At 64.2% G+C, this 12471-nt stretch carries 13 protein-coding genes; 1 reads left to right on the forward strand and 12 read right to left on the reverse strand.

Going from position 1 to position 12471, the window contains the following annotated elements:
- Positions 1-103 precede the first annotated feature (103 nt).
- The gene (locus tag QA640_RS24695) at positions 104-754 is read right to left on the reverse strand and encodes a protein-L-isoaspartate(D-aspartate) O-methyltransferase (protein ID WP_283035542.1); all 651 of its coding nucleotides are present in this window, start codon (positions 752-754) and stop codon (positions 104-106) included.
- Positions 755-1004: 250 nt separating this feature from the next.
- On the opposite strand from QA640_RS24695, the gene QA640_RS24700 reads away from it, so the two are divergent.
- Complete coding sequence (locus QA640_RS24700) at positions 1005-1376, forward strand: response regulator (RefSeq protein WP_283035543.1); 372 nt, start codon at positions 1005-1007, stop codon at positions 1374-1376.
- Between the two features lie 188 nt (positions 1377-1564).
- Here the strand turns inward: QA640_RS24700 and surE are convergent, their stop codons facing one another.
- From surE to argS, 11 genes are all read right to left on the reverse strand, one after another.
- Positions 1565-2332, reverse strand: coding sequence for a 5'/3'-nucleotidase SurE (gene surE / locus QA640_RS24705; RefSeq protein WP_283035544.1), 768 nt, complete (start codon positions 2330-2332; stop codon positions 1565-1567).
- 128 nt (positions 2333-2460) lie between these two features.
- Positions 2461-2835 carry a hypothetical protein gene (locus tag QA640_RS24710; protein ID WP_283035545.1) on the reverse strand — a complete coding sequence of 125 codons (375 nt, stop codon included), beginning with the start codon at positions 2833-2835 and terminating at the stop codon, positions 2461-2463.
- 117 nt (positions 2836-2952) lie between these two features.
- On the reverse strand, positions 2953-4284 hold the full coding sequence (serS, locus tag QA640_RS24715) for a serine--tRNA ligase (protein ID WP_283035546.1): 1332 nt from the start codon (positions 4282-4284) through the stop codon (positions 2953-2955).
- A gap of 197 nt (positions 4285-4481) precedes the next feature.
- Entirely contained in the window at positions 4482-5288 is an 807-nt protein-coding gene (tatC, locus tag QA640_RS24720; protein ID WP_283035547.1) for a twin-arginine translocase subunit TatC, read from the reverse strand.
- Positions 5285-5872 carry a Sec-independent protein translocase protein TatB gene (gene tatB, locus QA640_RS24725; RefSeq protein WP_283035548.1) on the reverse strand — a complete coding sequence of 196 codons (588 nt, stop codon included), beginning with the start codon at positions 5870-5872 and terminating at the stop codon, positions 5285-5287. The genes tatC and tatB overlap by 4 nt, the downstream gene beginning before the upstream one ends.
- An 83-nt stretch (positions 5873-5955) precedes the next feature.
- Positions 5956-6189, reverse strand: a complete 234-nt coding sequence (locus QA640_RS24730) for a twin-arginine translocase TatA/TatE family subunit (RefSeq protein ID WP_027527371.1) — start codon at positions 6187-6189, stop codon at positions 5956-5958.
- A 167-nt stretch (positions 6190-6356) separates the two neighbouring features.
- Positions 6357-7100 (reverse strand): SMC-Scp complex subunit ScpB, encoded by a 744-nt coding sequence (scpB, locus tag QA640_RS24735; protein ID WP_283035549.1) that lies wholly within the window; start codon positions 7098-7100, stop codon positions 6357-6359.
- Between the two features lie 21 nt (positions 7101-7121).
- The gene (locus QA640_RS24740; protein WP_283035550.1) at positions 7122-7958 is read right to left on the reverse strand and encodes a ScpA family protein; all 837 of its coding nucleotides are present in this window, start codon (positions 7956-7958) and stop codon (positions 7122-7124) included.
- A complete protein-coding gene (gene nagZ / locus QA640_RS24745; RefSeq protein WP_283035551.1) occupies positions 7955-8983 on the reverse strand; it encodes a beta-N-acetylhexosaminidase in 1029 nt (342 codons plus the stop codon). Before nagZ ends, QA640_RS24740 begins: the two co-directional genes overlap by 4 nt.
- A 46-nt stretch (positions 8984-9029) precedes the next feature.
- Entirely contained in the window at positions 9030-10529 is a 1500-nt protein-coding gene (locus QA640_RS24750) for an SPOR domain-containing protein (RefSeq protein ID WP_283042877.1), read from the reverse strand.
- Between the two features lie 150 nt (positions 10530-10679).
- Positions 10680-12470 (reverse strand): arginine--tRNA ligase, encoded by a 1791-nt coding sequence (argS, locus tag QA640_RS24755; RefSeq protein WP_283035552.1) that lies wholly within the window; start codon positions 12468-12470, stop codon positions 10680-10682.
- Position 12471 lies beyond the last annotated feature (1 nt).

A 12471-nucleotide genomic window follows, 5' to 3' on the forward strand; every position in this document is an offset into this window, starting at 1 on the left:
CTCACTCGTACGCAACTGAACTGGTTTTTTAAGTAAACACGCGCCGAGTAAATAACGCCTTAACCTCCCAATAAGGTGTTGGCAGCACAGCCGATCCGGAATTCTACAGCTCGCGGGCCACGCCAGGCAGTGCCGGGACGAAGCGGACATCGACGAGTTCCCTGCGCTCGATCCCCGTCTCAGTGCGGGTCAGGCGGATCAGGGTCTGCACCCCATGATGGGGGCCGACCGGCGCGATCAGGACGCCCCCGACCTCCAGCCGCGCAATCAGATTGTCCGGGATCTCCTCCATCGCGGCGGTGACGATGATGCGGTCGAAGGGACCGATATTGGCGGGCAGATCGAGACCGTCGCCGAGCATCACCTCCACATTGTGGCAGGCGAGCTTCTCTAGCCGGGCACGCGCCGTATCGGCGAGTTTTCGATAGCGCTCGACCGTCAGGACATGCCCGGCAAGCCGCGACAGCACCGCGGCCTGGTAGCCGGAGCCCGTGCCGATCTCCAGCACGCGATGCTGCTTCTGCAACTGAAGTTGTTCGGTCATGTAGGCGACGACGAAGGGCTGGCTGATGGTCTGCCCGCAGGCGATCGGCAACGCACTGTCGCGGTAGGCGTCCACCCGATCAGCCGCCTCGACGAACAGATCGCGCGGCACCTCCTCCATGGTGCGCAGCACCGCCTGGTCGCTGATGCCGCGACGTCGCAGCGTAAGCTGAAACATCATTTTTTCCGGCGGATGCTGATTGGTGGTCATTGCCAATTTTCGTCGCGTTTTCATCTCGGCCGGGTCGAACCTGCGGCTCAGGTACGGCCTTCGCCGCAGCCGCACGATTCTTGTTCCGGCTCAGGAACCCATGATAGTCTTCTGCCACGGCATCTGACCACACAATCTGCTTTACGCAGAATTGGCCATGCCGCCATTCCAGATCGGGGTTTGTCCAAACGCTCGTTGCGTCGCATGGTTTTATCTGCGAACGTTTGATGGGAAGGGCAAGGACTCACGGATGACTGCGACACGGCCTTCGGGCGGTTCTGTTTTCCTCGTCGAGGACGAGGTCATGATCAGGATGATGGTCGCAGACATGCTCGAAGAGCTTGGCTATAAGGTCGCGGCCGAGGCCGGCGACATTGCGGAAGCGATGCGGCTTGCCCAGTCGAGCGAGTTCGATTTCGCCATCCTCGACGTCAACGTCAACGGCAAGGTGATCTCGCCCGTCGCCGACGTCATCAAGGCCAGGGGCCGGCCCTTCATCTTTGCCACCGGCTACGGCTCGTCCGGCCTGCCCGAGCAATATCGCGACCGGCCGGCGCTGCAAAAGCCGTTTCAGCTCGACGCGCTCGGCAAGACCATCGAGTCCGCGCTGCGCGGCGACTAGGCCCATTCCGCGTGTCGCTGTGATGGCTTTATGCCAGTGATTTGCCCGACGCGTCAAGTGATTTCGTAAAAAACGAAGCACATGACCTGCAGCCCCGGGGCTCCTTTGCATGGGGTTGTTTTCGATATTTTTGCTGGGCGGTCGCCAAGCCTTCAGGCCGAAGGCCGCTCACGACGGCGAACGCGGCCCTATTTCAGCGTCTTGCCGAGCGCCTGCGAAAACGCTTCGTCCGTGCGGTCGAGCCTGAGCGGCGTCACCGAGATGTAGCGCTCGCGCAGCGCGGCGAGGTCGGTGCCTTCGGCGGGCAGATCCATCATCGCGGTGCGCTCGAAACCGATCCAGAAATAGGGGTTACCGCGACCGTCCCGGCGCTCGTCGATCCTGAGGAAGCCGAGATTGCGCTTGCCCTGCCGTGTCACGCGGATGCCGAGAACCTCTTCCGGCGCGCAGGACGGAAAATTGACGTTGATCACAGTGTTTCTGGGCACGCCGGCCGCGAGCACCTTGCGCACGATGTCGGAACCGAATTTGCGCGCGGTGTCCCACGGAGGGCGATCGCGCGTCTCGACGCTGAACTCCTGCGACAGCGCGAACGACGGCAGGCCGAGAATGGTGCCTTCGAGCGCACCTGCGATGGTGCCGGAATAGACGACGTCCTCGGCGACGTTGCGGCCCTTGTTGACGCCGGACAGCACGACGTCGGGCAGTGTCGCACCGAGGATATGACGCGCGCCCATGATGACGCAGTCGGTCGGCGTGCCCCTCACCGCGAAGTGCCGCGGGCCGACCTCGCGCAGGCGCAAGGGATCGTTCAGCGACAGCGAATGCGAGACGCCGGACTGGTCGAGCTCCGGCGCCACCACCCAGACGTCGTCGGACAGGGCGCGCGCGATCTCCTCCACGACTTTGAGGCCGGGCGCGTGGATGCCGTCGTCATTGGTGCACAGAATTCGCATGCGTCAGGTCGATTCCTGAGGTGCCGTGAGGAGGTCTTATCCGGCTATGACCGATCAGGCAAACCGGCGAAATGCGGGAGTTTCCGGGTTGTTTGGAACTTACCAACGGCGGTCCGCAGGCCCTTCGCCTAGCGGCGGATGCGCCACTGCGGCAGGAAGCGCGCCAACCGGCCTTCAGTTCGCAAAGCGAGCACGACCGGCGGGGCAGGTTTCGGCGGTGGCGCAACGGGTGCCGCCGCAGGAGGCAACTCGATGGCCGCTTGGACCGGCGTTCGCGCCGGTGGCGCCTGCGGATAGCGCGTGCGCGCGAGCGTCAGTGCCTTGTCAAAATCCTCGAGATTGAGCCCGGGCTTGGCGCGCCTGCTTTGCACGAAGTCGTCGTCCCAAAGCCGCGCGATCTCGATGTCGAGCACGCCGCGCAACCGTTGGTCGACCGCCTGGATGCCGAAGCCGGTCACGGCCCACTGTCTGCCGATCCAGAAGATGTCGCGGTGCAGGGCCATGAACGGTCGCTGGAGAAGTCGGACGATCCCAGGATAACCGCCCGTCCGAGCTCCGCAACCCCGAGGGATCGCGCTCCAAAGCGGCGCGCCCCCGGGATTGAGCCGATTTTGGGCGCCCTACTCGCGCGCGACCACCTTCAGCCCGCCCATATAGGGTTGCAGCACGTCTGGCACGGCGATCGAGCCGTCTTCCTGCTGATAGGTCTCCATCACGGCGATCAGCGCGCGGCCCACCGCGGTGCCAGAGCCGTTGAGCGTATGGACGAAGCGCGGTTTGCCGTCCGGCCCGCGCGAGCGCGCATCCATGCGTCGCGCCTGAAAATCGCCGCACACCGAGCAGCTCGAGATCTCGCGGAACATGCCGCCCTCGCCCTGTCCGGGCATCCAGGCCTCGATGTCGTAGGTCTTTTGCGACGAAAAGCCCATGTCTCCTGCACACAGCGTCATCACACGGTAATGCAGGCCGAGGCGCCGCAGCACCTCCTCGGCGCAGGCGAGCATCCGCTCGAGCTCGTCCTTGCTGGTCTCGGGCGTCGTGATCGAGACCAGCTCGACCTTGGTGAACTGGTGCTGGCGGATCATGCCGCGCGTGTCGCGCCCCGCCGCGCCTGCCTCGGCGCGGAAGCACGGCGTCAGCGCCGTCAGCCGCATCGGCAGCTGCTTCTCGTCGAGGATGGATTCGCGCGCGAGATTTGTCAGCGAGACTTCCGCGGTCGGAATAAGCCCGAGGCGCTCGGTCCGCAGCCGCTCATTGTCGGGCGCGGCCAGCAATTCACCCTTGATCGCCCAGAACTGGTCGTCCTCGAATTTCGGCAATTGCCCGGTGCCGAACATGACTTCGTTGCGCACCAGGAGCGGCGGGTTGATCTCGGTGTAGCCATGCTCGTTCGTGTGCAGGTCGAGCATGAACTGGCCAATCGCACGCTCGAGCCGTGCCAGCCCCTTCTTCAGCACGACGAAGCGCGCGCCGGAGAGTTTTGCCGCGACCTCGAAATCCATGTAGCCGAGCGCGCTGCCGAGGTCGTCGTGCAGCTTCGGCGTGAAGTTGTAATTGCGCCTGTTGCCGAACACGTGGTGCTGCACGTTGCCGTGCTCGTCGACGCCGTCGGGCACTTCGGCGAGCGGCAGATTGGGGATCGCCGACAGCTCTTTTGCCAGCTCCTCGTCGGCGCCCTTCGCGGCCGCTTCGAGCTCCGGCATGGTGGTCTTGAGCTCAGCCACCTCGGCCATCAGCTTGGCTGCGCGCGCCTCGTCCTTCGCCTTCTTCGCCTCGCCGATCTCCTTGGAGGCCGCGTTGCGCCGCGCCTGGGCCTGCTCTGAAGCCAGGATCGCCGCCCGCCGCTTCTCGTCGATCGCCAGCAGCGACGCCGACATCGGCTTCAAACCGCGTCGGGCGAGGCCGGCGTCGAAAGCTTGCGGATTGTCGCGGATCGTCTTGATGTCGTGCATGGCGGTGGGTCCTGGGACAGCGTGCAAACAGTCAACGCAGTATGTTGAAAGTTTCCATCGGCGCGTCTCCCTAGCACGGCTGTCGTCACCCGCGAAAGCGGGTGATCCAGTATTCCAAGGACGTCAGAGACTCATCGAAGGGCCGCGGCGTACTGGATTCCCCGCTTTCGCAGGAAATGACACCGGATGATTTGGCCCTATTCCGCCGGATTGGCGCTGGACGACGTACCGCTTTGGGATTGCGAGGCCGCGGCCTTCTTCTCCACCATCGATACCGCGATGATCGAGCCCTCATAGAGCGCCAGCAAGGGGATCGCGAGCGAGCACTGGCTCAGCACGTCGGGCGGGGTCAGGACAGCCGCGATGATGAAGGCGATGACGATGAAATATCGGCGCTTCTCGCGCAACATTCTTGACGTGATGATGCCGATCCGGCCCAAGAGCGTCAGGATCACCGGGAGCTGGAAGGCAATGCCGAAGGCGAAGATCAACGACATCATCAGCGACAGATATTCGCCGACCTTCGGCAACAGCGCGATCTGCGCGGTTTCCGCGCCGCCGGCCTGCTGCATGCCGAGCGAGAAGCGGATCAGCATCGGCAGTACGACGAAATAGACCAGCATCGCGCCCAGCACGAAGAAGATCGGGGTCGCGACCAGATACGGCAGGAAAGCCTGCTTCTCGTGCTTGTAGAGGCCGGGCGCCACGAATTTGTAGATCTGCGTGGCGACGATCGGGAACGAGATGAAGCCCGCACCGAACAGCGCCAGCTTGAGCTGGGTGATGAAATATTCCAGCAGCGCCGTGTAGATGAATTTCGAGTTCTCGGGCCCCGCGACCCACACGAACGGCCAGACCAGCACGTTGTAGATCTGCTTGGCGAAGAAGAAGCAGAAGATGAACGCGATGCCAAAGCCGAGCAGCGCCTTGATCAGCCGCGAGCGCAGCTCGATCAAATGGTCCATCAACGGGGCCTTGCTGGCCTCGATATCGGCGTCGGTCATGACGCTTTGGCGTCCTTGATCGCTTCGGGTAACGCGGTGTCCTGAGTCACGGGAGCCGCCTCAACCTCGCGGGTGATCGCGAGCGGTTCATTTGCCGCCGCATGGATCTCCGCTTCCACGAAGGTCGCGGGCGTCGGGGCTTCCGGTGTCGTCGGCGTCACAGGTGCATCACTTGAAGTCCCCGGCACTTCACTTGAAGTCCCCGGCGCTTCGCTTGAAGTCGCCAGCGCTTCGCTTGAAGTCGCCGGCGGCTCAATCGCAGGTGTGGCCGCGGTCTCCGCCGGCTTGTCGATGTCCTCGATGCGCAGCGCCTCGTTGACGTCCTTCGTGAGCGAAGTCATCAGATTGTTGCGGGACAAGCCGGAGGCGGCTTCCTTGACCTCGTCGAAGCTTTTCTTGAGGTCGGCCATCTCGGCCTCGCGCATGGCTTCCTGAAACTGGCCCTGGAATTCGGCGGCCATCTTGCGGGCCTTGCCCATCCATTGGCCGACCATGCGCAGCACACCGGGGAGTTCCTTCGGGCCGATGGCAACCAGCGCAACGACCGCGATGAGGACCAGTTCACTCCACCCGATGTCGAACATGAAGTCTTCCGTTCAGGCAAGCCACGATTGGCCCAATCCTCGATGCACGGGATCGGGACCGCCCACGTTTGCCGATCTTTGGCTCAGACGGCCTTGCTGCCGACGTCGGAGCGTGCCGCAGTCGGCGCGGCATTGTGCTCGATGGACTTGGCGGGGTCGGGCTTGTCGGCGACCTTGTCGTCGTCCTGCATGCCCTTCTTGAAGGCCTTGATGCCCTGCGCCACGTCGCCCATCAAATCCGAAATCTTGCCGCGACCGAACAGCAGCAGGACCACTGCGATCACCAAGATCCAGTGCCAAATGCTAAGCGAACCCATCCTGCAACCCTCCAAACGCGCGTGGCCGGGGACCCGGCCGATCTTCACCGAAACCTAGGCTTCGCAGGTGTCAAAAACAAGGACCTAGGCAGCGCCAATTCGCTGTTGGCACTACGTAATCTTGCTAGTGTTAACTGGTCGCAGGCAGTCCGTGGAATGACGGGCCGTCAGCCCTCGTCGCTACTCTCACCGCCGCGTTCCGGCGTCTCCGGTTCCGGCTCTGGCGCCGGGGCCAGCGCAAGGTCCAGATCCTCGCCGGGCTCGAGCGGATCCTCGTCCTCACGTAGCGCCGGGTCGTCCGACGGCGTCGGCACGCTGAAACCGGTCGGCAGACGCGAGTCCAGAAGACCCGTGCCCTTCAGTTCCTCCAGGCCCGGCAAGTCGCTGAGATGTTCCAGGGTGAACTGCGACAGGAAATCCTCGGTGGTTCCGAAAGTCAGCGGACGGCCCGGCGTCTTGCGCCGCCCGCGCGGCTTGATCCAGCCGGTCTCGAGCAACACGTCGAGCGTGCCCTTTGAGGTCACGACGCCGCGGATCTCCTCGATCTCGGCGCGGGTCACCGGCTGGTGGTAGGCGATAATCGCCAGCACCTCGATCGCCGCACGCGACAGGCGACGGGTCTCGGTGCTCTCGCGCGTCATCAGCCAGGCAAGATCGCCGGCGGTGCGGAAGGTCCATTTGTTGGCAACGCGCACGAGGTTCACGCCGCGCGTTGCATATTCGGCCTGCAATTGCGCGAGCGCAGCCTTCACGTCGACGCCATCAGGCATGCGCTTGGCAAGGGTCGCGGTGTCCAGCGGCTCGCTGGAAGCAAACAGCAGCGCTTCGAGAAGCCGCAATTCTTCGGGACGTGCCTGGGATTCGTTGTCCATCGGCTCGACCTCTTCTACCCGAACTTCCGCCAAGGCCATGGCAGCTTCTCCTTCTTGCACTTAACCGACCGGCGTTTCAGGCGCGGGACCTGCAGGTACCGGTTGATGCCGCCCCTTTCGGAAATAGAGCGGCGCGAACGCCTCTTTCTGGTTCAGTTCCAGCTGGCCTTCCCGCACCAGTTCGAGTGCGGCGGCAAAGCTCGAGGCGAACACCGTCGCACGCTGCGACGGATCGGCGACGTAACGGATCAGGAAGTCGTCGAGACGACCCCAATCGTCCGATTCGGTAAGGCTCCCGACCAGCCGCTCCAGCGAGGCGCGCGCCTCCGCGAGCGACCACACTGTGCGCTTGGCGAGATGCACGCTCGCCAGCACGCGCGACTGCCGCTGCGAGGCGTAGGCCGTGAGCAGGTCGTAGAGGGTTGCGGTGTATTTCGGATGCTTGACCTCGGCGATCTGCTCGGGCTCGCCGCGCGGGAAGATGTCGCGCAGCAATTGCTGCCTATTCATCAGCCGGTTCGCCGCTTCGCGGATGGCCTCGAGCCGGCGCAGGCGATTGGCGAGCGCGGTCGCCATCTCCTCCGCGCTTGGACCTTCCGCCGTCGGGGGTTCCGGCAGCAGGAGGCGTGATTTCAGGAAGGCGAGCCAGGCCGCCATCACGAGATAGTCGGCCGCAAGCTCGAGCCGGATTTTCCGCGCGGCTTCGATGAAGTGGAGATATTGATCAGCGAGCGCCAGGATCGAGATTTTTGCGAGATCGACCTTCTGCTGCCGCGCCAGTGCGAGCAGCAGATCGAGCGGCCCCTCATAGCCCTCGACATCGACGACCAGCGCCGGTTCGCCCTCGGCGAGCTCGGCGGGCCGCCCGGTTTCAAACGATAGGATTTCTGCGGTCATGCGGATGCCGTGTTCGCCTGTGCGATCAATGCGTCGAGTTCAGCGCGCGCCGCCGTCCGGTCGAACGGCTGCGGCGCCTTGCGCGTGGCCAGCGCCTCGTTTGCGCGTTCCAGCGCCTTGCCCGACAATTCGGGCGTCTGCCCGGCAACCTCGTGCATCTCCTCGATATTCCCGTTGCAATGCAGGACTATGTCGCAGCCGGCTGCAAAAATCGAACGCGTGCGCTCGGTAATGGTGCCCGCCAATGCGTTCATCGACACGTCATCACTCATTAACAAACCATGGAACCCGATCACGCCACGAATCACCTGCTGAACCATTGTCGCAGATGTCGTCGCCGGATGGGTGGGGTCGAACGCGCTAAACACAACATGTGCAGTCATCGCCATCGGTAGGTCCGCCAATGGCTTGAACGCGGCAAAATCGGTGCGCTCCAGCTCGTCCTTTGGCGTGTCCACGGTCGGCAACCGAAAATGCGTGTCTGCCGTCGCCCGTCCATGGCCGGGGATGTGCTTGAGGACCGGCAGCACGCCGCCCTGCTCAAGCCCGTCCGTGACGGCGCGGGCGATCGCCGCAACCTTGGCCGGCTCGGTTCCATAGGCACGGTTGCCGATCACGGCGTCGGCCCCCGCGACCGGCACGTCCGCGAGCGGCAGGCAGTCCACGGTGATGCCGAGATCGGCCAGATCAGCCGCGATCAACCGCGCGCTGAGGCGCCCGGCCCTGAGTCCGAGCGCCGAATCAATGTCGTAAAGCTTTCCGAACAGCGCGCCGGATGGATAGACCGGCCAATGCGGCGGCCCGAGCCGCTGCACCCGTCCACCCTCCTGGTCGATCAGGACGGGAGCCTCCGCGGCGCCAGCGACGCCGCGCAATTCCTGAACAAGCGAAGCAACTTGAGCTGGTGTCTGGATATTCCTCTTGAAGAGGATGAAACCCCACGGACGTTCGGCACGGATAAAATCCCGCTCGGCGGCGGTCAATTCCGTTCCGGATACACCGGTAATGAAGGCCCGCGTGCTCATAGTCGCCGATTAACCGTACCCCGCTAGGGGGTCAAGGAAACGGACGCTAATTCCTCTGGACGAAGCACTGCGGGAGGCCAGCGGACTTCAAGTTGTTGCAAACCTGCGTCGCCTCGTCCTGCGAGCCGAACGGCCCGGCGTAGGCGCGATAAACGATTCCCTTGCCCTTTTCGGTGAGATCGACCCGCTTGACCACGGGCGAACGGGACCCCAGCACGCTACCATACTTGCTCTGAAGTACCCGGTAGGACGCGTGGGCGCTTTCCTCGCTCTGTTGCGAAGAGACCTGCACAACGTAACCACCTCCCGCACCGCTGCTTGCGGGCGCAAATTGCGTCGGCGTGGTCGCAGCCATCTTTTGTCCTGCGACGGGTGCAGGCGCTTCCTGCGGCGCCAGCGACATCGGCTGGCTGGCGCTGGCGTTGGCTGAGGTCGGCGGATTGCGTGGCGCAGCCGGCGCCGCGGCCGCTTTCGGAGCCCCGGCCGACTTGGCTGCGGCCGCAGCTGGCGCGGGCGTGCTATCGGTCTGATCGCCCTTCACCGCAAGCGTCTTGATCCGGCGCGGCTCGCTGTTGGGCATCGTACCGTTATTGGGCGCGGGAGCGGCGGCTGGTGGCGGCACGGCCGACGGTGAGACGCTCGCAACCGACGGCGGATTGGCGTTCGGATTGAGCGGCGGGAAGACGACGCGCGGGCCACCGGACTTGGCGTTGACGTCGATCGGCGCTTCCTCGCGCGGCACGATCTTTTCGCCGCCGTCACCTGCGGCCATGCGATCCGGTACCTTGGCGGTGCCATCGGCAGGCGCCGGCACGACCTTGGTCGGCGTGTTGTCCGCCTTGATGATCGGCGGTTCGCCGCTGCGGGGTGATCCCAGGTAGGTCTTGTACGCGAAGGCGCCGCCGGTTCCGACCACGGCCAGCGCCAGGATGGCGGCTACGGTAATGAACCCGCCGCGTTTCTTCCGCGGAGTCTCGTCCTCGAGTTCATCCTCGGGATAGTCGCTTTGATAGGCGTAAGGATCGTCGGGATAGGACGGATCGCGCTGGAAATCCTGCTGACCCGCTTCGAGCTGGCCGTAAAGCGCGTCGTCATAGCGCGACGGATCGATCGGATCGTCGTGCTCGGGATAGGCCTGCGGCCCCTGATAGTCCGGTTCGGGCGCTGGCTGTTGTGCCGCGGTACGCTGCAAAGGATGCATCGGGTTCACCGCAGGCGCGTAGCTCGGCCGCTCGGGCACAGCCGGCTGCGGCTGAACGTTGGCACGCCGCATCCAGGACGGTGGTCCGGGCGGCGGTGGCGGCTCCTCGTAGTGATCTTCGTAGCTGTGCGGCGCGTAGCTTTGCGCAGGCGGACGGTACGGCTCGGGCGCCGGCGGAGCTGGCGGCCTCGCGGCGGGCCGGCCTTGTTGCGCGCCGAACGGATCGGTCTGCCCGATCAGGCGCGCAAGTTCGGCCAAGGGATCGCTTTCCGCCCTGCCATTCTGATCGTCACCGCGATCATAGTCATCGGAAGGATACGGTCTGTTCTGATATCGATCGGCCATCGTGATGATGCGTCCCCTTCGGGAAAGCCGCCAGTCCTCGACCCGAACCGCGGCCTTCACCCACAAGGCATTCAACCAAGTCGCATTACGTAAGCGAGCCGGCTTCTGCCGGTTAGCCCCCACTCATTCCCTGAAGTAGTTCGCCCCAAACTACCGCATCTCGTCCGGGGCATGGACGCCGAGAATGGCGAGGCCCGATGCCAGGACCGAGACGACGCCCTGGACCATTGCCAATCGCGCCTTTGTAAGCTGTGCATCATTATTGATAATGAAGCGTAAATAGGGCAGATCGCGCCCCTTCGTCCAAAGTGCATGAAATTCGCTGGCTAAATCATAGAGATAAAAGGCAATCCGGTGCGGCTCGTGGGCGCTGGCGGCCGCTTCGACGGTCCGCGGATAAATTGCGAGACGCCGTAATAAATCGAGTTCCACCGGGTCGGACAGCCGTTCAAGCGCCGAGTCGAGCAGCCACGCGATTCGCGCGTCGGCCCTCTCGGGCAGTTCTGGAAATACCTCCGCCCTTGCGTTGCGGAAGATCGAGTGGCCGCGGGCGTGGCCGTACTGGACGTAAAATACCGGGTTGTCGCGCGACTGCTCGATGACCTTGCCGAGGTCGAAATCGAGCACCGCGTCGTTCTTGCGGTAGAGCATCATGAAGCGGACGGCGTCGCGGCCAACTTCATCCACCACCTCACGCAAGGTGACGAAGTCACCGGCGCGCTTGGACATTTTGACCGGCTCGCCGTTACGCAGGAGCTTCACGAGCTGGACGATCTTGACGTCGAGCGCAGCCTTGGTGGCGGTGACCGCCTTCACCGCCGCCTGCATGCGCTTGATGTAGCCGCCATGGTCGGCGCCCCACACGTCGATCATGTCGGCGAAGCCGCGGTCGAACTTGTTCTTGTGATAGGCGATGTCGGACGCGAAATAGGTATAGGAATTGTCCGACTTGATCAGCGGACGATCGACGTCATCGCCATAGGCGGTGGCGCGGAATAGGAGTTGCTCGCGGTCTTCCCAGTCCTCGACCGGCGCGCCCTTCGGCGGCGGGAGGCGGCCCTCGTAAATATCGCCCTTGGCCCGCAGGAAATCGATGGTCTCGGCGACCTTGTTGTTGCCGCTCTCGATCAGCGAGCGTTCGGAGAAGAACACGTCGTGGCGAATGTTGAGGGCGGCGAGATCGTCCTTGATCTCGTCCATCATCATCGCAATCGATTTTGCCCGGACGGTCGGAAGCCATTCGGCTTCACTCATCGTGCGCAGCTTGTCGCCGTGCTCCTTCGCCAGCGCCTCGCCGACCGGCTTGAGATAGTCGCCGGGATAGAGGCCGTCAGGGATCGGACCGATGTCCTCGCCGAGCGCCTCGCGATACCTGAGGAACGCGGAACGGGCGAGCACGTCGACCTGCGCGCCAGCGTCGTTGATATAGTACTCGCGCGTGACGTCGTGGCCGGCGAAGTCGAGCAGGCTCGCCAGCGCATCGCCAAACACGGCGCCGCGGCAATGGCCGACATGCATCGGCCCGGTCGGGTTCGCCGAGACGTATTCGACATTGACCTTCCCGCGCCCGCTCAGGCGGCCATAGCTGGCCCCCTCGCGCAGCAAGGTGCGCAGCGCTTCCGCCCAGGCAGACGGCTTGAGCGCCAGGTTGATGAATCCGGGTCCGGCCACATCGACCTTGGCGATTAGCGCGTCGGCGCGCAGCCGCTCGGCGATCTGCTCGGCGAGATCGCGCGGCTTCGACTTGGCCTCTTTCGCCAGCACCATCGCGGCGTTGGTCGCCATGTCGCCATGGGAGGCATCGCGCGGCGGCTCGACCACCACGCGCGAGAAATCGATGCCTTCCGGCCAGTTGGCTTCCGCCGCGAGCGCGCGGCAGGCGGAGTGCACGCGCGCGAGCACGTCGGCGAAAAGATGCAGCGATGGGGATGTGTCGGGCATG

It is taken from the genome of Bradyrhizobium sp. CB82, from assembly GCF_029714405.1.
GTDB lineage: Bacteria > Pseudomonadota > Alphaproteobacteria > Rhizobiales > Xanthobacteraceae > Bradyrhizobium.